Below are 20864 nucleotides of genomic sequence, written 5' to 3' on the forward strand. Positions count from 1 at the left end.
GAGTTCAGCCCTTACCGGGATGGAGCGTGCCGCACTTGTCACACGTGCGAGCCTCTTCGCTCTCGTAGAACTCGACGAACACCGGTGGGAGGTCGGTCACGATGTCGCGCACCTGAAGTTCGACCTCGTGAATTTTGTGGTCACATTCGAGGCAGTACCACTGGAACTTCTCGAGGGTGCCTTCTCTGCGGACACGTTCGATGACAAGGCCGATGGAGCCGACGGTGGGACGCTGAGGCGAGTGAGGGACATTCCCTGGCAGCAACCAGGTTTCACCCTCACTGATGTCGACGCGCTGGGGGCCGTCGTCAGTCATGACGTTGACGTGAATGTCTCCTTCGAGCTGGTAGAACCACTCCTCGTAGGGGTCGAGGTGGTAGTCGGTCCGCTGGTTGGGGCCACCGACGACCTGCACGATGAAGTCGTCTCCCAGCGCCATCGTCTGATTGTTGACAGGCGGCTGCAAGAGGTGGCGGTTGTCGTTGATCCACTTGGTGAAGTCGATGACTGGAGGAATTGTGGTCATGGTGTGGTCTCCGTTTCGTCGGATTCTGGGCGCTTCGCGGCGGGCACGTACGCCACGCCGGAAATTTCGATGAGCAAGTGTGGGTGTGGTAGTTGATGCACTGCCACAGTCGTTCTGGTCGGACCGTCTTCGTCGAACCACTCGGCGTACACCTCGTTGTATCCACCGAAGTCGTTCATCGACACCAGGTACGAGGTGACCTGAACCAGATCACCGAGAACCCCGCCCACTTCCACGAGGATCGACTCGATATTTTCGATGACTGCACGGGTCTGCTCTCGAATGTCGAGGGCCGTTGTCCCCATCTCGTCGACCTCGACGCCGGCAAAGGTGTTGTCGGGCCGACGCGAACTGGTGCCAGAGACGTACACGAAGTCACCGACCACCTTGACGTGCGGAAACTTTCCGCGCGGCTTGGCCAGCTTCTCGATGACCTGCGCGCCGCTCATTGCCTCACACCGATCACTGTGACGGTCCCGAGGCCGTCGATGCTGCACTGCGCGACGCCCTCGTCGAGTCGCACAGCTGCTGTGGCAGCGCCGGCCAAAATTACGTGACCCGCGCGCAATGGAATCCGGCGCCGTCGAGCGATGTCGAGCAGTGCATGGAGAGCGCGCGCTGGGTCGCCCAGAATTGCTTCGGTGGAACCGAGTACGGTCTGGTCACCGACTTCCATCCGCACGGAACGGTCTGCGACGTTCTGTAGCGGCAGCCATCCTCCGATCACGTAACCGGCCGCACTGGTGTTGTCCGCCACGACGTCGGTGTAGGTGAAGCGGAAGTCGCGGTAACGCGAGTCGATGATCTCCATCGCCGGAGCCACCGCGTCGACGCAGGCTTCGATGTCGACGTTCGGATCGTCGATATCTACGTCTTTCGACAGACGGTAAGCCACTTCAGGTTCGATCTTGGGATGGATGAATTCCGAAAGGTCGATTTCGCCGCCGTCATTGACACACATCGCATCGGTCAACTGGCCGACGATGACCTCCGAGACGCCCATCTGCGCCATCTTCGCCTCGCTGGTGAAGCCGAGTTTGATGCCCACAATCGATTCACCACGCTCGGTGCGTAGTTCGAGGAGCTCGTTTTGGATCCTGTAGGCCTGGTCGATATCGATGGTGTGATCGTCGGCGAGGCTCGGCGTGTCGGTGCGTCTCTGCTGAGCGTCGTCGAGGCGACGTGCAAGCGCGGTTTCGGTGCCTTCCAGGGCTGTCATGACGCCTCACTCATTTCTGCACATTTTCTGCGGTTTCGATATTCACAGCTGCACGCACACATTCGTGGGTTCGGTGTAGAAATGCAGCGATGACTCGCCACCCTCACGTCCGATGCCCGACAAGCCCATACCGCCGAACGGTGATCGCAGCTCGCGGGTGAACCACGTGTTGACCCATGAGATTCCGACGTTCATTTTCTGCGCGACGCGGTGACCACGACGCAGGTCGTTGGTCCACACGGAGGCTGCCAGGCCGTACTCGGTGTCGTTCGCCAAAGCGATCGCTTCGGCTTCGGTCTCGAACGGAATGAGCGCTGCGACGGGTCCGAAGATCTCCTCGCGTACGGTGCGATCCTTGTTGGTCAGGCCTGTCCACAGAGTAGGTTCGATCCAGGATCCGCCGGACAGGTCCTGCCCGAGATCCGGAATGCCCCCGCCAGTGAGCACTTTCGCGCCTTCTTGCTCAGCGATTTCGAAATAGTCCATGACCTTCTTTCGGTGCGCCTGCGAAATCAGGGGACCGGTGGTCGTATCGGCAAGCGTCGGGTCGCCGAGACGCAGTGCCGCTGCCCGCTCCACGAGCCCGCCGGCGATGTCATCGAAGATGCTTCGATGCACGTATACCCGTTCGGTACACAGGCAGACCTGGCCGGTATTGGCGAACACCGATTTGGTGAGGCCGGTCAGCGCTTCCTCGATGTCGACGTCGTCGAACACAATCGCGGCGTTCTTCCCGCCGAGTTCGAACGAGACCGGCCGAACCCGCGGCGCAACGGTTTTCATGACATTCGATCCCGTTGCCGAGGAACCTGTGAAGGTGACTCCGTCGATTCCGTGGTGTGTGGTCAGAAACTCCCCGGCGGAGTTTGCGCCGAACCCATGCACGACGTTGTAGACGCCGCGGGGCAGCCCGACTTCTTCGAGCACCTCTGCGAGTAGGGACGCCGTTGCCGGCGTTTCCTCGGAGGGCTTGACGACCACGGAATTTCCACACGCGAGAGCGGGTGCAACCTTCCAAGTCAGCAGAAGCAGCGGCAAGTTCCACGGAACGATAACGGCGACAACTCCGAGCGGCTTGCGGATCGCATAGTTCAGCGCCTGTTTGCCCCCGGCGAGGTCGGTGACGAAAGATTCTTGACCGGCTGCGGCGGCGACGTCGGCGAAGGTGCGGAAGTTCGTCAGGGCACGCGCGACGTCGAGTTCGCGTGCCTGCGTGATCGGCTTACCGGTGTCCGCCATTTCTGCGGCCACGAACTCCTCGAAACGCTCCTCGATCCGGTCGGCGGCACGGCGCAGCAATGCCGTTCGCTCTCGGACAGGCGTATCGGACCAACCGTTGTCCAGGGCGCGTCTGGCGGAAGTCACGGCCCGGTCGACCAAAGCTTTGTCGGCCTCGTGGACCCGCCCGAGCACGCGACCCGTTGCGGGGTCGACTTGATCGAAGCTCGAAGATTCGTCGGGTTCGACATAGGAGCCGTCGACGTAATTGCGAATCCAACCGTCGAATTGTGAGGCCATGTTATCTAGTTTCCGCTCTGTCACGTATCAAAAATCGTTTGTGTCCAGATATGCCGGCTATACCCTGAACGTAGGCGACGCCTGCAGGGCAGTTGTTCTCGCCGCTCCCGCTTTTGTTGCCGGCTCAGCGCCTTGGGGGCTGACCGCTTCGAGATGGGTCCGGGTTGTCTCAATACTGATACTTGACCCACATTCTGACCAATGCGACTTTCTCGTGCAGCTATCCCAGTCTTGGTATGTCAACTTGCAATACGCGAGTCTGCACTTGGGTACCCGCCATGCCGAGGCTGCGAGCCGTGATGTCGAAGAGCGGTGCGGTTGTTCTGAACTGGGTATGGCCGCGCCTTGCGCGCACCACCAGGTTCGATGGCCATAGAAGTAACGCACCGCGGACGCCCGACGGGCGTCCGCGGTGCGTCGCTATCGAATGACGGGCACCGTTACCGACATCGTGCTTGTTCACCCATTGCATGTTTTCGCATGCGGTGGCGACATTGGTTCGCGCCGTGCGAGGGACGTCGCCTACACGGTGTCGCCGGCCAATCGTTCACCGAAGAGGAAAGCCTTTCCTGCGGAGTAATGACTGTTGACGCTCAGGTGCTCGGCAAAGCGCGCGTCGCCTAATGCCGCTGCCGAGTCGGCGGCTGAGCGCCACTGCACATACTCGACTATTCGATCGCTCCGGAGGTCGCGAAAGAAGCTCGCCGAAACGAAGCCGTCGAGATTCTTGATGTGGTCGCGCGTCTCGCTCTCGTTGTACTCGCCGACCCACCCTTGTTTGCCGCTGACGGGTGTCATTTTGATGATCTCGGTCGCCCACTCGGCCTGACAGCGCACGGGGTCGACGTGAGTTGACGCGTCTGCCGTCACCGTGGCGCTGAACTGGTAGATCCCTTCGTCTATCAGGAGGTCGTCGACGAACTCGCTCTTGGTTCGAGCGCGACTCAGTTCCGCGGAAAACGCCTCGGCCTCGCTGCTACTGCGCCAGAAATGAAACCCCATGAGAAGTTCGGTGTCGGTGGTGGAGGCCGGACCGAGCGCCCGGCCCTGCGCGAGCCAGATCGTTCCGCCATACCCGGACAGCGGCCGCGCAAGCGCATCGGTAGAACTCACGAGGCCAGCCCATTGTGCCGCTCCGTCGCGTGGGGCTGCGTCAGCACTGATTACAACGGCAAAGGGAGACTCATCGAAGCTGACCTCGTGCATGTCGATTACCCACGATTTCCCGGCACAAGATCATGGTCATGGTCGTCGAGCAGACCAGCAGTGACATCGAGCTCGATGTCGATCCGATTGCCCGCCAAGACTCCCTGTCGATCGAGCGGAACGGGGAAGCGGACTCCGAAGTCCTGACGATTGACCCGCCCTGTGGCACGAAATCGAACGTTGTAGCGTACGTTGGCGTCGCGCTCGAACCTGAGCTGTGTCACCGCCAGCACTACCGGGCGAGTTACTCCGCGAACGGTGAGAGAGCCGTGAACTCGAATCTCGTTGCCGCTCGGTTCGATTGCGGTCGAAGTGTAGGTAATGGACGGGTGGCTTTTCGCGTCGAACGGGTCCTTGGCGAGCGTTCCCTCGTCACGTCGGGAATTGAAAGTGCTCATCGAACGCACCTGGACGTTCGCCTGGACGGAGGACTCGGTGACGTCGGGACGGGTGACGAGCTGGCCATCGAACTCGGTGAACACTCCGTGCACTTTCTTCGCGATCAAGTGGCTTATCGAAAACTTGACAGCACTTCGCTGTGGATCTATCACCCACGTGCCCGTCACGTAGTCGCCGGATACTTGTGTCATGGGTTTCAGCCTCCGTGTCGTGTACTGAGAATGTGAGCAATGGTCGGCAGCCCGGAGGCTGCCTGTGCAGCTATCTCGTGTGCCTAGGGCTGGGGAGAGGGCCGCCGTGCTGTTCGCCGATCATCGAACGCTGATAGACAGGCCAGCGCATCTTCGATGAAACAGTGTGAACATCGTCCTACGGGCGGATCAACCGATCCTCGGGAATCACTGCTACCGCTGTGATTTCGATCAAGGCATCCGCTTGCCACAGGCCAGTGGTTCCGATTCCGGCCATCGCCGGATAGACCGGCCCGGCGAGTTCGCGCCACACGCGTCCGATCTCCCGGCCGTGCGCCTGATAGTCGGGAATGTCGGTCAAGAAAATCGTGATGTTCACCAGGTCTTCGGGTTGTCCACCCGATGCGGCCAACGTGGTCAGAACATTCGAGAAGGATTGGCGAAATTGTTCCACTATCCCGCCGGGGACGATGTTCATGTTTTTGTCGAGGGCTGTCTGTCCACCCAAGTAGAGCGTGTTGCCCGCCAGCGTGCCGTGCGAGAAGCCCTTGGGTGTCGGCAGTTGAGGCGGATTGACAGTGTGGTGGGCCATGAGTGGTCCTTCCCGAAGGTCGCCGGATCTGTATGTTGACAACAAGTATTGCGCACTTGCGACGATCGTGCAAAACTCAACACACGATCAGTCGGAAGGATTTGGATGAGGCTCGCGACACTCGAACTCGAGAACGGGGACACCGTTGCAGCGGCGGCGTATGCAGGCGGCTGGGTGGCTCTACCTGCGCCGTCGTTATCCGAGCTGCTCCGCACGGGCTGGACTGCGCCCACCTCCGGTGTTGTGGAGGGCCCGCAGGTGGCCGGCACTCTGGTCCTTCCGCTGCCGGCGCCTGCCAAGGTGATCTGCTGCGGATTGAACTACGGCGAGCACATCGCCGAGACCGGTCGCGAACTGCCGACCCACCCGACGTTGTTCGCGAAGTTCGCCGACTCTCTCATCGGGCCGACGGACGACGTGGTGATATCAGGGGACGTCAACGCCGACTGGGAAGCCGAACTGGCTGTGGTCGTGGGCCGGACGCTGACGCGCGCTTCGCGTGCCGAGGCAGCCGAAGCGATCTTGGGCTACACCGTCGCGAACGATGTCTCGATGCGCGATTGGCAGCGTCGCACCCTGCAGTGGTTCCAGGGGAAGGCATGGGACGCAACAACTCCGGTCGGCCCGGTTATCGTCACGGCAGACGAGATCGACCCGACCGCGGGAATCACGATCACGTGCCGGGTCAACGGCGTCGAGGTTCAGCGCGACAGCACGAGCACATTGGTGTTCGATTCTGCCGAATTACTTTCGTATATATCGACTTTCACTACCCTGCGTGCCGGTGATCTCGTACTCACCGGCACTCCTGGCGGAATCGGCATGGCTCGTGAGCCTGCTTGGTTCCTCGCCGATGGCGACGTTCTCGAAACGGAGATCGAGGCCATCGGCACCCTCACCAACACGGTCCGGGTCACCGAGCCGGCCTCACGAGCAAGGAGAACAGCATGACAACCCAGTTCGATTCCAACGCCGGATACCGCCTGCAAGGCGACAACTCGATGTACGCGAGCGCAGGTGGTCAGGTTGTGCCTGTCGTGACCCGGGCCGGCGAAGAGGACGGTCGCACCGGTCAAACGGAGGGCGCGGTACGAATCTCGGGCGTCAGTCCGCAACACACACCGGCCACGAAGATCTGGTACGGCAAGGTCAGCAACGAACCCGGATATCGTTCTCTCGCTCACCATCACGGGGAGGCCGAGACCGGTGGTTACGTCCTCTCGGGTCATGCCCGCATCTACTTCGGCGAGAACTACTCGGAGTACATCGACATGAACGAGGGCGACTGGGTCTTCGTGCCGCCGTTCATGCCCCACATCGAATGCAATCTCAGCCGCACCGAACCGTTGCACTGGCTGACCACGCGAACACCGGACAACATCGTCGTCAATCTGCCTGAGGTGGAAGATGATTCGCTTCGTGACTGGTCGAACCGGCCGTGACGCAGTCGGTGGCGACCTCCGCCATGTTCACCCGATGCGTGTCGTTGGCCCAAGTCGAGCCTCGTCGAGCCGACCTTGGGTTCACCGCGCACACCCAGGAGTGCCCGTGGCCCAAAGCGTACGGCGGCGACATGGTTGCCCAGGCAGCAGCCGCGGCCATGCGTTCGGTATCCGACGGTAAGTCGATGCACTCGATGCACTCGTATTTTTTGCGGCCCGTAGACATCGAGGCAGAGGTGCACTACGACGTCGAGGTGATTCGTGACGGTCGCCGGTTCTCCACCCGGCAGGTGCGCGCATATCAGAACGACAAAGTTGCCTACATCGGCACGGTGTCCTTCGCGGCCGGCGGTCGTAGTGGGTCTCTGAGCAGCGCAGTGCCCGCGAATGTTCCGGTGCCCGAATCGCTTCCGACGTCGGCGCAATACCTGGCCGACCATGCCATCTCGGACGAGAACACGATGACCACGGTCTCGAAGGACTACTGGTCGGCGGGACGTAGCTTCGACATGCGGCACGTGCCGGGTCCGATCTACCTCGATATCGAAGGCGGGCGAAGCCCGCACCAGGCCATCTGGGTGCGCCCCTTCGACCGGTTACGTCCGGTGGACGGGCTGTCCGATGCGCAGAGGGACCTCGCCGCGCTCGCCTACGTCTGTGACTACACCATCCTCGAGCCGGTACTTCGTGCACTGGGTCATCCGTGGGCCGAGAAGGGGCTTGTCACAGCCAGTCTCGATCATGCGATGTGGTTTCACCGCATGCCCGAGCCGGGGACGATGGATGGTTGGTTGCTCTACGCACAGGAGGCAGTCGCCGCCGATCGAGGTCGCGGTGTCGGCCTCGGCAAATTCTTCACCCCTGAAGGAATCCACCTGGCCACCGTCGTCCAGGAGGGCATGATCGATGCCGAGACGACAGGAGCCGGGCAATGACCGCGGACACAGTACAAGCTCTCACCCAAAGCGCACACGTTGACACGTTCGCGCGAGACAACCTCCCGCCCGCCGAATTGTGGCCGATCCTCGAATTCACGACCCCGGAACTGCAGTATCCGGAGCGGCTCAACGCGGGGGCCGAGTTGATCGAGCGCGCTGTCGAGCAATTCGGCGAGCATCACCACGCTCTTCGCACCCCAGCTGGAACAGCCTGGACACTCGGTGAACTCCGAGACCACACGCACCGGATCGCCCGGGTGCTCACCGAGGACCTCGGACTCGTGCCCGGAAACCGCGTCTTGCTGCGTTCGCCGAATACACCGATAGCAGTCGCGGCGTGGCTCGCGATCATCGAAGCAGGCGGCATCGCAGTTGTGGTGATGAGCGCGCTTCGCTCCCGCGAACTGGCACCGATCGTGGCCAAGACACGCCCGGTCATCGCACTGGTGGACTCGCGATTTGCGCACGATCTGCACACGGTGCGCGACGAGGGGCATCCCGAACTCGTGGTGGTTCCCTTCGGAGGAGACGCGTCCGACGATTTGATGGTTCGTTCGGCAGTCAAGCCCACCGACTTCGTGGCCGTGGATACCGCAGCAGACGACGTCGCGCTTCTGTGCCCGACATCCGGCAGTACCGGAACCCCCAAGATCACGATGCACTTTCACCGCGATGTGCTCTCGATAGACAACACGTTCGGCAAACACGGCCTCGGCTTACGGCCGGACGACGTGGTCGCGTGTACTGCACCGATGGCGTTCACGTTCGGCCTGGGGATGCTGGTGGTGTTCCCGTTGAGAGCTGGTGCCTGCGCTCTGCTCACCGAAGCGGTGGCACCCGCGGAACTCGCCGACGTGGTTCGTAGCGAGGGAGTTTCGGTTCTTGCCACCGCCCCCACGGCGTACAAGCAAATCATCAAGGCTGGGAAGATAAAGCAGCTGGCCGATCTTCGGGTCGCAGTCAGCGCAGGTGAGCACATCTCGGCGGGGGTGTGGAACGGCATCCGAGACGCCGTCGGTCTGGAGATCGTCGACGGAATCGGCGCCACAGAACTGCTGCATATCTTTCTGTCCACCGCCGCGGCGAGTGAGATTCGCGAGGGTTCGACAGGTAAGCCCCTGCCTGGCTATCGGGCCGAGATACTCGGTGACGACGGCGAGCCGGTGCCAGCAGGCATACCGGGTCGACTGGCGGTGATCGGTCCGGTCGGGTGCCGATACCTTGCCGACGATCGTCAGCATGAGCGGGTGGAGAACGGTTGGAACGTCACCGGTGACACCTTCTACCGCGACGAGGACGGCTACTTCTTCTACTGCGCCCGCACGGATTCCATGATCGTGTCCTCCGGTTACAACATCGGCGCGCCCGAAGTGGAGGCGTGCATCGATATGCATCCGGACGTCGTGGATTCGGCCGTCGTCGCCGAGCCGGACGCCGAACGCGGACAGATCGTCAGCGCATTCGTGGTACTTCGCGCGGGAATTTCCCACGACGCGGCAGCCGTCAAATCCATTCAGGATTACGTGAAAGCGGAACTGGCACCGTACAAGTACCCCAGAAGAATTCGCTTCATCGATGCTCTGCCGAGGAATTCCAGCGGCAAGCTTCAGCACTTCAAACTTCGCGAAACGATACAGGAGAACACACCATGAGGATTGCCATCGTGGGTGGGGGCCCCGGCGGTCTGTACTTCGCCGCCCTCGCCAAACAACTCGATGCAGGTCATGTCATCGACGTATGGGAACGTAATGCGCCTCAGGACACGTTCGGCTTCGGGGTGGTGTTCTCGGACGAGACACTCGGCAGTATCGAAGGGGCCGACGCCGTCGTCCACACCGAGATGGAGCGCCGCTTCGCTCGCTGGACGGACATCGATGTCGAGATCGACGGCCGCTCGTACACGGTGGGCGGGCAGGGATTCGCTGCAATGAGCCGCAAGGAACTACTGGCCATCCTGCAGCAGCGCGTGGCCGAGTTGGGCATCGAGGTGCAGTACAAGACTCATGCACCCGATACCGACGTTCTGCGAGAATCCTACGACTTGGTGCTCGCCTGCGACGGGATAAATTCCGCTGTCCGTACCCGCTACGCGGATGCGTTCGGTCCGACGCTGGACCGTCGCAACAACAAGTACATCTGGTTGGGCACCGACAAAGTGTTCGAGGCGTTTCAATTCCTCGTCAGGCACACCGAGTTCGGGACGATGCAGATCCACGGCTATCCGTATTCGGATCAGGGTTCGACGTTCATCGTCGAGATGCACGAGGATGTCTGGCGGCGGGCCGGTTTCGACGCGACCGAGGACCAGCACCTCCCACCCGGAGTATCCGATACCTATGCAGTCGATCGGATTCGTGAGATCTTCGCGGACGATCTCGGCGGTCACGATATTCTGACGAACAACTCGAAGTGGTTGTCGTTCCAGACTGTTCGTAACGAGCGATGGTTCGACGACAACGTGGTGCTGCTGGGCGACGCGGCGCACACAGCCCACTTCTCCATCGGATCGGGAACGAAGCTCGCGATGGAGGACGCATTGGCTCTGGCCGCTTGCGTGCATGAACACTCCAACATCCCCGACGCTCTCGCTGCTTACCAGGCCGAACGAAAGCCGGTGGTGGAAAGTACCCAGCGGGCGGCGCAGGCTTCGTTGGAATGGTTCGAGAACATCGGCCTCTACGCCGATCAGGAAGACACACAGTTCGTCTTCAATTTGCTGACCCGCTCACGCCGAATCACGTTCGAGAACCTCGGTGAGCGTGACGACGAGTTCGCGGCGATGGTGCAGCAACGGTTTGCCGACACCGTTGCGGGTGGAAACGCGGTCGAATCAGCACCTGCGATGTTCCAACCGGTGCGCATCGGTGAACTGGATTTGGTCAACCGCATCATGCTCTCGCCGATGGACATGTACTCGTCCGTGGACGGTCTACCCGGGGAATTCCATCTCGTCCACCTCGGATCTAAAGCACTCGGTGGAGCAGGTCTGCTCATGACCGAGATGGTCTGTGTATCGCCGGACGCGCGGATCACGCCGGGTTGCCCGGGGCTGTGGACCGACGAACAGAGCGATGCTTGGGCCCGTGTGACGTCGTTCGTGCACGCACACAGTGCTGCGAAAATCGGAGTGCAGATCGGTCATTCGGGTCGCAAGGGCTCGACAAAGCTGATGTGGGACGGAATCGACGAACCGCTCGAATCAGGCAATTGGGAGCCGATCGGACCGTCGCCGCTCCCGTACGGCGACGGATGTCATGTTCCACGTGAGGCAACTCGCGAGGACATGGATATCGTGGTGGCCGATTTCGTCGCCGCGGCCGAGCGCGCCGTAGCCGCCGGTTTCGACCTTATCGAAGTCCATGCGGCGCACGGATATCTGCTCTCGTCGTTCCTGTCTCCGATTGCGAACGTCAGGACCGACTCCTACGGCGGAAGCCTGGAGAACCGCTTGCGGTTCCCGCTCGAGGTCTTCGATGCAGTCCGACGCGCGGTTCCGTCGAGCTTCCCGGTCTCCGTACGTATCTCGGCGACCGACTGGGCTCCGGACGGAAACACGGTCGAAGATGCCGTCGAGATCGTACGGGCGTTCGTCGAACACGGTGCCGCCGCCATCGACGTGTCCTCCGGTCAGGTGACCAAGGAGGAGAAGCCGGCGTTCGGACGGTCTTATCAGACTCCGTTCGCCGACCGCATCCGTCACGAGGTGGCCGCGGCCGCGGGAGTGGCCGTCATCGCCGTGGGAGCGATCTCGTCGTACGACGATGTCAATTCCATTCTCCTGGCCGGTCGAGCCGACATCTGCGCACTCGGTCGACCGCACCTCTACGACCCACAGTGGACACTGCATGCTGCTGCAGAGCAGGAGTACCGAGGACCCGGAGCGCAATGGCCTGTCCAGTGGCGTGCAGGTCGGCGCCGTCCGCCGACCTCCCGCACCGACAAGGTCCCGCCTCGCCTGTCGCTGCTTCGGGACGGTTCCGACAACTCCGCCCATGTCCGCTGGCGCCCGAGAAGTACAGTGCCCGCATGACTTTTTCGCTGACAGGCCGGGTCGAGTGGGTGGACACCGATGCAGCAGGCATCTACCACAACAGCACAGTCGTCCGGTTCGTCGAATCTGCCGAGGCCGCACTCGTTCGCGAGTGTGGCCTCGTCGGCTATTTTCCGGTAGTCCCACGAGTGCGGTACGAGGTCGACTTCCACGCACCGCTGTATTTCGGCCAGCAGGTCACGACGGATCTCGATATCGCGCACTTGGGGTCGTCGTCGATGCGTTTCGAGTTCTCGATCTGGGGTGAGGCGTTCGAGGGGCGAGACCGATCACTCGCGGCGAGAGGCTCGTACGTGACGGTGCACATCGACCGCGCAGTCGCGGGAGCCACTGCCGCGCCGTGGCCGCCGCAGTGGCGAGAGGTGTTGCAGGCTCTGGTGACGGCACCTGCCGAGCCCGTTCAGGACGCGAGAGTCCGAGACGGGCTCAGGCCGAACTCGGCGCGATAGCGCTGGAAGAACCGACAGCGGTGGAAGACCTGCCCGACCGACGAGAACGCCTCGTCCAGGTCGGCTATGGCGAGCACCGGATGACGGCGAAGCAGAGGGGACATGACGGTCCTCACCTTCCGGGCAGTGTGACCTTTTTGCACAGCCCGGAAGGTATCGCGAGGATATTCAGTTCAGTGGCCTTTGAATGCCTCTGCGAGCCACCACGCTCCGCCGTCAGCGGCGATTTTGGCGTCGATCACCATGACGCCGACCGGTGCTGAGGCCCATCGTCGTACTTCGTCCATGTCGGCGAGCGTACGTACCGTCACGCCGCGGGCACCGAAACCTTCGGCTATAGCGGCGATATCGATGTCGGGGAACGTGACAGTCGACAAATTCACAGCGTCACCATCATGAGGGAGGTGCTGAAAGTGGTGAACCTCCGCACCGTAGGCCGCGTCGTTGTACACCGCGATCAGCAGCGGACGTCTCAGTCGGACAGCGGTTTCGAGTTCCGAGATGCCCATCATGAAGCCGCCGTCTCCGGTCCCGATCACGGCGAGGCGATCGGGTTGAGCCAACGCTGCTCCGATGCCACTGGACAGCCCGAGCCCGATGGATTGGAACGCCTGCGTGAAGCAGAAACCCATGTGGTCGGGGACGCGTAGATACGTCGACGGATATCCCATGAAGTTGCCCGAGTCGATGGCTACCACTCGTTCTGCGGGCAGTATGTCGTCCAGGGCTTTGGTGAACGGGCGCGGATCGATGGTCTCGGACGTGGACAAGTCGGGAGTCTCGGTATCGTTCCACCAGCGCCGTGCGGAGAGTTCGGTGGATACTTCTGGAGTCCGGTATCCGCGGCGCGCCTTGGTGTTACGAGTCAATTCGGTGAGAACATCGGTCGCAGTGCTTGCGCAGTCGCCGTGAATTCCAAGGTCGATGGGGCGATGTGCACCGAGTGCGGAAGCGGTGTCGTCGATCTGGACCACTCGTGCATCCGGCCCGATGAGGGATCCGTGTCGCATCGTCCACATGTTCAGCGCGCATCCCCACCCCACGACGAGGTCTGCGTCGGAGATCAATTGCGCGGTCAGCGGAGCCGAAAACCCACCGGAGATTCCCAGATCGAATTCTTCGCCTCGAAACAGGCCGTTTGCGACGGCAGAGGTCGCCACGAGCGCCCCGGCATGCTCGGCCAGAGCCGAGATCTCCGGGCCTGCAGCGCGACCGCCACGGCCGGTGACGAACACCGGTCGCGAAGCCCCCGCGAGTAGGGCCGCGAACTGCTCGACCGCCGACTGTGCCGGACGCACCGGCTCGGGAGCCGAGGGGCGCGCAACGGTACCGGCGTGTTCCGGTGCGGGTGCGGACTGGACGTCGAGCGGCAAATTGAGCACCACGGTGCGACGGTCGTGCACGGCGGTCTGCCACGCTCGGGTCACGTCGGCAATGGCGGTCGCCGCAGAGTGCACACGTTCGGAGACAGCGCCGACGCTGCGGGCGAGTGCGTCTTGGTCGATGCGGAAGTTCGACAATCTCGACGATGCCGCGACATCTGCGGCTAGCACGATGACGGGGGTGCGGCTCTTGGCGGCCTCGCCGATGCCGGTCATCGCGTTCGTCAGTCCGCAACCCTGGTGCACGCTGACGACCGCGGGTAGCGCCGCCAGCCGGGCGAATCCATCGGCCATCGATGCGGCACCGCCTTCGTGGCGTGCTGCTGTGTAGGGGATGTCGCGTGCGATGAGGGCGTTGGTGACGTCGAAGTTTCCGCTACCGACAACACCGAAGATATGGCCGACTCCGAGATCGGCCAGCACGTCCGCCACCAGGTGTGCAACCGTGCGGGTCATGCCGGTACGAACGCGAGAACGCGTGCAGGAGAACCGGTTCCGCCGACAATGGGGAGGGGGGATACCACGAGTACTGCGCCTGCGGCGGGGAGCTGGTCGAGGTTCTGCAGTTGGGTGAGGCCGTACTTGTCGGCACCGAGCAGGTGGTGGTGGACGGGGAACATCGGTTCCATCGCGGCCGCTTGGCCGGCGTCGATGCCCACTGTCTCGACGGCGAATCCGGATATTGTCGACGTGGCGAGCCACTGCGCACCGGCCACCGATACGCCGGGAGTGTGCGGGCCGTCGTCGTCGGCGTTGAGGAATTCTTCTGCGTTCTGGTTGCGAGCACTCCATCCCGTGCGGAACACCAACCAGGCGTTGTCCGGGAGGGGGCCGTTTTTTGCCACGAACTCGTCGAGGTGGGCAGGCTCGAGCAGGAAATCCGGGTCCGACGCGACCTCTGCGGTGAAGTCCAGCACGACGGCGGGACCGACGAGTCGCGACGGGGGAATGGTGTCGACGGTGTGACCGTCGCGCCCTGTCGCCCAGTGAGCGGGCGCGTCGACGTGAGTGCCGGTGTGTTCTCCGGTGTGAATGTTGTTCCATCCCCATCCTGGGCCTGCATCATCGAAGTCGCTGACGGGCTCGAGGGACAGTGAGATCGTGTTCGCGAACGGTGCGGGGAGCGCCAGCACCGGTGTCGTGGACGACAGTGGGGCGGTGAGGTCGACGATGCGTAGCGTGCCGTTGGCCAGCTCGGTCAACAGGTTGGTGAGTGTCGAGGTTGTCGCTGGAGTGGTCATCGGTCGAGCCTTTCGTTGGTTCTGTACAAGTTTCTGATTTGGCTGCGTCGAGATCTCATACCCGCAGGCCGCGCTGCCGTAGACGTGGCAGAACCGCGCCTGGTGACCGAACACCGCAACGATATAGCGTTTGAGTGACTCCCGTCATCATTTCGATGTTAATTTCTCGATCGCGCCACGAATGCGATTCATACCGCGTGTGCGACGAGATGGCGCGAGTAGTCGCTGGGCAACCAGGTGGCCCGAACCACCGCCGAGTCCGGGCCCGGGGTGCGTGAAAGCACCGATGTGAAACAGTCCGTCGATGCCGGTGCGGTGGCCCGTGCCGGTGCCGGGGCGCCAAAGCAGCGATTGATCGATATCCGCAGCACCGCCGTAAGGATCGCCGGCGATGGCATTGGCGTTCGCTGCCGTCAGCGCGGTCGGCGAGATGGAATACGAGTCCAACACGGTCGCACGTAGACCAGGTGCGAATCGCTCGATCGAGTCCAACACGCGATCGACATATGCCGCGGTGGTACCGGTACTCCACGTACCGTCCGTCGAAATTGACCCCGCAGCATCGCCTTTCGGTGCAAATGGCAGCTCCTGTAGTTGCACCCACAAAGTTGCCTTGCCGGTCGGAGCTCGGCTCGGATCGAGAACGCACTGCTGGCCGACGACGATCGTAGGATCTGCCGGTAGGTAGCCTGATTCGGCTTGTGCACATGCGATTCCGATGCTCGACGCACCGTTTCCGATATGGATCAGCGGCACATCGTCCAGCCGCGAATCCGACCACCGAACGGGACGGTCCAATGCAAAATGCAGTTGCATTGCAGCTCGGCCCGGGCGGTGCCGATCGGCTGCGCGCCGGCCCGCAGCAGGAACGGCCGAAGGGTCGAGCAGTTCGTCGTAGAGTCTGGGCGTTGCTGTCGACGACAGTACGGCCCGCGTCGCCGACAGTCTCTCGTCGGCCAGATGCACTGCAACTGCGCGGCCGGACCGAATCTCGATGTGCGTCGCGGATTCACCGAGTACCACCGTCACCCCGCGCTCGTTGAGCACGCGGGCGAATGCGGTCACGAAATTGTCCGCGCCGCCGGTCACCACGGGGAGACCGGCCGCATGCATGGTGAAGGCCATGATCGGCAGCATCAACCCTCCGGTCGCGTGATCGGGGGACAGGCCGGCATGCAGCAGCCACGGAGACCAAAGGTGGTCGGCCTCGAAACCTCGAAAGCGCTCACGGATGAGTGCGCGTCCGCTCTGCGCCGCGACGCGCAGCATATCGATGCTGGCGTCCTTGCCGAGCGCGCGCGCCATCGATACGCCCAGGCGAGCGAGATCGAAGGGCCTCAGTTCCGAACCCAGGGCACCGAATACATGGGGGGACCAGGATTCCAGCTCGGCCAGCATCGCTGCGTACGCCACTCGATCGTGTTGGTGCTCGAAGCTGTCGGCGGTCTTGGTCGGGTCGCGATGTGCCACGGCTACGCCCCGATCCGAGACAGCGCCCGCGACAGCTCCGTCGGAGTTGGAATACGCGAGGCCATGACGATGCAGGTCGTCCCCGAGAGCCGCGTACGCGCCACCGGTGACGAACAGGGGGTGCCAGGAACTGAATGTGTCGTGTACGAAGCCGGGACGCGTCAATGAATCCGAGGCGATGAACCCGCCCAATTTCTGGCGTTCGTCGACGAGCGCGACCGACCACCCCGCCCCGGCAAGCTCTGCGGCAGCGATCATTCCGTTGATTCCTGCACCGACCACGACGGCGTCGAACGTGCGGGTGCTCACCTGTGTATCCGCTTCTCGAGTATTGTCATGATTCCAAGGTAGTCACTCGGGTTCATCGGAAAAAGCCATTGCTTCGCCCTGATCGGCATCGACACGTTCATGCCGAGCGGAGGTCTCCGCCGACAGCGGCGAGAAGTGTTGCAGCAAGAAGGCCTCGGACTCAGACCATTTCGGCCGCGACATCGTCCCATGAGGTCTGCTGTGTGATCAATCGACGATATTTGAGTAGATCTTTCGCCGCATTCACGCCCAAGGCCGCCACCAGTCGGTCCTGTCGACCGAAAAGTGCAACCAGCGGTGGTTCTTCCAGCGACCCGGAGACAATCCGTACCGAGTCGGCTCCGGCAACGTCTCCGTAGAGCTGGAACCGAAGGTTGTACTGATCGGACCATACATACGGGACGGGAGCGAAAGTGCGATCCTCCCCAGTTGCGATCGCACGCCCAACTGTGGTCCCTTGCTCACTGGCATTTGTCCAGTGTTCGATGCGCATGGTGCGGTCGAAGAGGGGATTGGGCCAGCAAGCTACGTCACCTGCGGCGTATATGCTCGGCCCTGCTCGAAGCCTGTCGTTGCACATGACGCCGTTGTCAAGATTGAGTCCGCTGCCTGCCAGCCATCCGACGTTGGGCGTGACACCTACCCCCATGACAACCAGGTCTGCTGCTACTGACGACCCATCGGAAAGGGAGAGTCCGTTGGCCCGACCCAGACGGCTGGTAATACCGTCTACTCTCACGTCGGTGCGTACGTCGACGCCGTGACTACGGTGCAACTGAGCCGACCACTGCCCGATCTGGGTCCCCAACACGGCGGACATCGGTGCCGGTCCGGCTTCCACTAGTGTTACTCGACGGCCGAGAGCCGTTGCAGTAGAGGCGATTTCAGCACCGATGAAGCCTCCGCCGACGATAGCGATATGGTCTGATTCTGCGAGGTCCTCAGCCAATCCGATGCTGTCGTCCAACGTGCGTAACACATGGACACCCTTCAGGCCTGCACTTCCGGGCAGGCGCCGCGGGGTTGCTCCGGTCGCGATGACGAGTGAATCGAATTGGACCGCGCTACCGTTGTCGAGATCCACCGTGCTTTCTGCCACGTTCAAGGCGGTTGCACGCGATCCGAGCCTCAAATCAATGCCGTCGAGTTGCTCTTCAGCGCAGAGCGTCGCGCCTTCGGCTGAGAGGAGGCCCGCAAGAACATCTTTGGACAGAGTGGTCCGGTCGTAGGGCAGCCACCGTTCTTCGCCGATCAACGTTACGTGCTCATCCTGATTGGACTGGCGAAGACTCTGAGCGGCGGCGAGGCCGGCCCGGGAAGCACCGACAATTACAGTTCGATGGTGCCGGGTCATGCGTCGACCAGGTCGATGACGTCAGTGGGACAATCGGTGATGGCCTCGCGGATGGTGTCGATTTCGGACTCGTCAGGTTGATCTTTGATGAGGACGACCCGGGCATCGTTGTCGTCGAGATCGAAGAACTCTGGCGCGACCAACACACAGTTGCCGCAACTCGTGCATTTTTCTCGCGCGATGGTGATGTACATCAGTTGGTATCCCATTCCACTTTCAGTTCTTTCGGGCCACGAAATGAGATGTTGGGAGGGAAGCTCCACCGTTGTTCATCGGACCATCGAAGTCCGGGCAAGCGGGACACGAGCATCTCGATGACGACGCGAGCTTCGACACGTGCAAGGTGCTGGCCCATGCAGAAGTGCGCACCCTTGCCGAAGGACAGGTGTGTTCGAGAATTCTTGCGACCGATATCGAAAGTGTCCGGATCTGCGAACTGCTCGGGGTCGCGATTCGCGGAGGCAAGACTGAGCATCAGCTTTGCTCCCTCGGGAACCTCCACACCTCCGATGGTTGTGGGCTTGGTGGTAACACGTCGCCACGCCACCACCGATGAATCGAACCGAAGAGTTTCCTCGACCGCTCGGTCGATCGAACTGGGATCGGCTTGGATCGCAAGGAGAAGCTCCGGCCGCGAGAGCAGCTGGCGCAGAGTGTTGCCGATCAAATTGGTGGTGGTTTCGTGTCCGGCGAAGCTCAGTGCGAAGATCACACTGGTGATTTCGCGGTCATCGAGGGCATCTTCATCGGTCTCGCGTTGGCGGATCAGCTCGGAGGTGAGGTCATCGGCCAGGTTGGACAGTCGTGTGGTGACGAATCGTTCGCAATAGTCCCAGAACAACGACATGTTCGTTGCAGCCCGCTGCTGGTACTCCGGAGACGGACGCCCCCAATTGACTTCGAGCTTGTTGTCGCACCACGATTTGAGTTGGTCGGCGTCCTCAGCAGGGAAACCGATGAGGCCGAATACTGTCAAGGCAGGAAGCGGGAAAGTCAGCGCTTCAACCAGATCCGCACTGCCGTTCGAGGCGAACTTGTCGATGAGCTCTCCAGCCCTTTGCTCGATAAGTGGGCGTAGTTGCTCTACCCGACGAGGAAGGAACGGGCGCGCGAGACGGAGACGAATTCTGGTGTGCCCCGGAGCGCCGAAATTCGTGAGTACCGGGGTGTTGCGTACACCCTCCGTCAGAATCTGGCGTGCCTCCTCGCTCAACGGTGCAAGTGGTTCCTGGGCAATGCGTTCCGAGAAAGTCTCGCGGTCGGCGAACACCCCAGCGATATCGGCGTAGCGCGTGACGAGCCAGTAGTCAAGGGATGGAACGTAGTGCACCGGACTCTCGTCGCGAAGGGATTCGAGAGGTTGGTACGGATCGGATAGGTAGCCAGCACTGAGCGGATCGAAGTCGTGGGCGACGGGACACACCTGGGGCGGCGAGGCGTCAACAGTCATCTGAACCTCCGTGAGGGAATACGATGGCAAGAAGACCACCGGCAGTGTCTTGATTGTCACACTCTCCGCCTTGCCGAAGAAATGCTTATTCGAGTGTTCGGTATACCTTTCGGGGTATAGCTCGGCCTCCCTTTCCGCGGCGACGACGGCAACGGCGTAGAAGTTCACTCGATATCCCAAAGCCCAGCTTGGGATCAGACCACCTCGGAATGGTCCGCAGATTGCACCGATTCGACCGACACCGAGTGACCAGGCCAGGGCTGTAGCGCGCGCCGAGTGCGTAGATGATTTTGAAGTCCACAACGGGAAGCAGTGTGATGGCCAGGATTGCTGCGCTCACACCGCCGACGTGTGTGACGTGTCATAGGTGTTTCCTCGTCTCGGAACGGGCCTCAGGCTATTGCTTCTCTGTAATGATCGTCAATAGTGCAATATAAGTAGCACGGTACGGTCAGGATGGAGATGGTAGCTGTGACCGATGTGCCCGAACGTGAGCTCGAGAGGACCATGATGAAGTCCAGAGCGAATGGCGCTGTCGACCGCATCGAATTCCTGCGCTGTCTGCGTCAGCTCCACGAGCAGAAGATGTGGACCCAAACACGCCTGGCAAAGGCCAATGGGGTCACCCAGCCGGCCATCTCGAAATGGTTGAAGATGGCACGGATCGATGCTCCGGACCTACGACCGGGCACGGCCGGTGGAACTCCGTACGAGATCGCAGCGCGCTACGCAGCCGGATTGCTCGATCGAGAAACGATGATCGAGCAGCTGTCGGAGTGGGTCCGCCATGCGGCTACACAAACAGCATCCAGTGAGGACGACGTTTCTCCGTTGAACTCCTCGGGATTCAATCTGCAGGTCGGTCGAGCTATGGCCGATCGATTCATCGACGAGACCGACTTCGATCGCATCCTCGACGCAATAGCCGACTGACGCGGGCCATGAGGACGTAGAGGCCCTCGGTCGCCAGGCCGGGGCTCATCGTCGGTGTCACTGGCCTCGGCGGAGTGGATCACCTCTGCACGCTTCGGACGTAGGCGAACCCGCAGAACGCAGACATCAGTCAGATGTCTATCGAAAAATGCAGAGTAAATCGAAGCGTATTGGCGATATCCAGCGTGGCTGGT

The 20864-nt window shown here is 61.8% G+C and carries 20 protein-coding genes; 7 read left to right on the forward strand and 13 right to left on the reverse strand.

Features of this window, described 5'->3' with window-relative positions:
• Window positions 1-4 precede the first annotated feature (4 nt).
• From O4220_RS10300 to O4220_RS10330, 7 genes are all read right to left on the reverse strand, one after another.
• A complete protein-coding gene (locus O4220_RS10300; protein ID WP_269603801.1) occupies window positions 5-526 on the reverse strand; it encodes a 3-hydroxyanthranilate 3,4-dioxygenase in 522 nt (173 codons plus the stop codon).
• Complete coding sequence (locus O4220_RS10305) at window positions 523-975, reverse strand: RidA family protein (RefSeq protein ID WP_269603803.1); 453 nt, start codon at window positions 973-975, stop codon at window positions 523-525. Before O4220_RS10305 ends, O4220_RS10300 begins: the two co-directional genes overlap by 4 nt.
• The gene (locus tag O4220_RS10310) at window positions 972-1745 is read right to left on the reverse strand and encodes a 2-keto-4-pentenoate hydratase (protein WP_269603805.1); all 774 of its coding nucleotides are present in this window, start codon (window positions 1743-1745) and stop codon (window positions 972-974) included. Before O4220_RS10310 ends, O4220_RS10305 begins: the two co-directional genes overlap by 4 nt.
• A 42-nt stretch (window positions 1746-1787) precedes the next feature.
• Window positions 1788-3263 carry a 2-hydroxymuconic semialdehyde dehydrogenase gene (locus O4220_RS10315; protein WP_269603807.1) on the reverse strand — a complete coding sequence of 492 codons (1476 nt, stop codon included), beginning with the start codon at window positions 3261-3263 and terminating at the stop codon, window positions 1788-1790.
• A 522-nt stretch (window positions 3264-3785) separates the two neighbouring features.
• On the reverse strand, window positions 3786-4376 hold the full coding sequence (locus O4220_RS10320; RefSeq protein WP_269603810.1) for a hypothetical protein: 591 nt from the start codon (window positions 4374-4376) through the stop codon (window positions 3786-3788).
• Between the two features lie 98 nt (window positions 4377-4474).
• Complete coding sequence (locus O4220_RS10325) at window positions 4475-5059, reverse strand: YceI family protein (protein ID WP_269603812.1); 585 nt, start codon at window positions 5057-5059, stop codon at window positions 4475-4477.
• A 178-nt stretch (window positions 5060-5237) separates the two neighbouring features.
• Window positions 5238-5651, reverse strand: coding sequence for a RidA family protein (locus tag O4220_RS10330; protein ID WP_269603814.1), 414 nt, complete (start codon window positions 5649-5651; stop codon window positions 5238-5240).
• A 105-nt stretch (window positions 5652-5756) separates the two neighbouring features.
• On the opposite strand from O4220_RS10330, the gene O4220_RS10335 reads away from it, so the two are divergent.
• The 6 genes from O4220_RS10335 to O4220_RS10360 are packed head-to-tail and all read left to right on the forward strand — an operon-like array spanning window position 5757 to window position 12531.
• On the forward strand, window positions 5757-6602 hold the full coding sequence (locus O4220_RS10335; protein ID WP_269603816.1) for a fumarylacetoacetate hydrolase family protein: 846 nt from the start codon (window positions 5757-5759) through the stop codon (window positions 6600-6602).
• Between the two features lie 50 nt (window positions 6603-6652).
• Entirely contained in the window at window positions 6653-7093 is a 441-nt protein-coding gene (locus O4220_RS10340; protein WP_204857203.1) for a cupin domain-containing protein, read from the forward strand.
• Complete coding sequence (locus O4220_RS10345; RefSeq protein WP_269603818.1) at window positions 7090-8028, forward strand: acyl-CoA thioesterase; 939 nt, start codon at window positions 7090-7092, stop codon at window positions 8026-8028. The genes O4220_RS10340 and O4220_RS10345 overlap by 4 nt, the downstream gene beginning before the upstream one ends.
• A complete protein-coding gene (locus tag O4220_RS10350) occupies window positions 8025-9683 on the forward strand; it encodes an AMP-binding protein (protein ID WP_269603821.1) in 1659 nt (552 codons plus the stop codon). The genes O4220_RS10345 and O4220_RS10350 overlap by 4 nt, the downstream gene beginning before the upstream one ends.
• Entirely contained in the window at window positions 9680-12061 is a 2382-nt protein-coding gene (locus O4220_RS10355) for a bifunctional salicylyl-CoA 5-hydroxylase/oxidoreductase (RefSeq protein ID WP_269603823.1), read from the forward strand. The genes O4220_RS10350 and O4220_RS10355 overlap by 4 nt, the downstream gene beginning before the upstream one ends.
• Window positions 12058-12531, forward strand: a complete 474-nt coding sequence (locus tag O4220_RS10360; RefSeq protein ID WP_269603825.1) for an acyl-CoA thioesterase — start codon at window positions 12058-12060, stop codon at window positions 12529-12531. Before O4220_RS10355 ends, O4220_RS10360 begins: the two co-directional genes overlap by 4 nt.
• A 173-nt stretch (window positions 12532-12704) precedes the next feature.
• On the opposite strand, the gene O4220_RS10365 is transcribed toward O4220_RS10360, so the two are convergent.
• The 6 genes from O4220_RS10365 to O4220_RS10390 all read right to left on the reverse strand — a co-directional run bounded on the left by O4220_RS10365 (window position 12705) and on the right by O4220_RS10390 (window position 19737).
• Window positions 12705-14369: a thiamine pyrophosphate-binding protein gene (locus O4220_RS10365; protein WP_269603827.1), complete on the reverse strand. Its 1665-nt coding sequence runs from the start codon at window positions 14367-14369 to the stop codon at window positions 12705-12707.
• Window positions 14366-15154, reverse strand: a complete 789-nt coding sequence (locus tag O4220_RS10370) for a cyclase family protein (protein WP_269603829.1) — start codon at window positions 15152-15154, stop codon at window positions 14366-14368. Before O4220_RS10370 ends, O4220_RS10365 begins: the two co-directional genes overlap by 4 nt.
• A gap of 147 nt (window positions 15155-15301) precedes the next feature.
• Window positions 15302-16933, reverse strand: a complete 1632-nt coding sequence (locus tag O4220_RS10375; protein WP_269603831.1) for a phytoene desaturase family protein — start codon at window positions 16931-16933, stop codon at window positions 15302-15304.
• Between the two features lie 160 nt (window positions 16934-17093).
• The gene (locus tag O4220_RS10380; protein ID WP_269603833.1) at window positions 17094-18287 is read right to left on the reverse strand and encodes an NAD(P)/FAD-dependent oxidoreductase; all 1194 of its coding nucleotides are present in this window, start codon (window positions 18285-18287) and stop codon (window positions 17094-17096) included.
• On the reverse strand, window positions 18284-18496 hold the full coding sequence (locus O4220_RS10385; protein ID WP_269603835.1) for a ferredoxin: 213 nt from the start codon (window positions 18494-18496) through the stop codon (window positions 18284-18286). The genes O4220_RS10380 and O4220_RS10385 overlap by 4 nt, the downstream gene beginning before the upstream one ends.
• Window positions 18481-19737, reverse strand: coding sequence for a cytochrome P450 (locus tag O4220_RS10390; protein WP_269603837.1), 1257 nt, complete (start codon window positions 19735-19737; stop codon window positions 18481-18483). Before O4220_RS10390 ends, O4220_RS10385 begins: the two co-directional genes overlap by 16 nt.
• A gap of 471 nt (window positions 19738-20208) precedes the next feature.
• On the opposite strand from O4220_RS10390, the gene O4220_RS10395 reads away from it, so the two are divergent.
• On the forward strand, window positions 20209-20670 hold the full coding sequence (locus tag O4220_RS10395) for a helix-turn-helix domain-containing protein (RefSeq protein WP_269603839.1): 462 nt from the start codon (window positions 20209-20211) through the stop codon (window positions 20668-20670).
• The last annotated feature ends 194 nt before the right edge of the window (window positions 20671-20864 follow it).

This window comes from Rhodococcus ruber (assembly GCF_027270735.1).
Classification (GTDB): domain Bacteria; phylum Actinomycetota; class Actinomycetes; order Mycobacteriales; family Mycobacteriaceae; genus Rhodococcoides; species Rhodococcoides rubrum_A.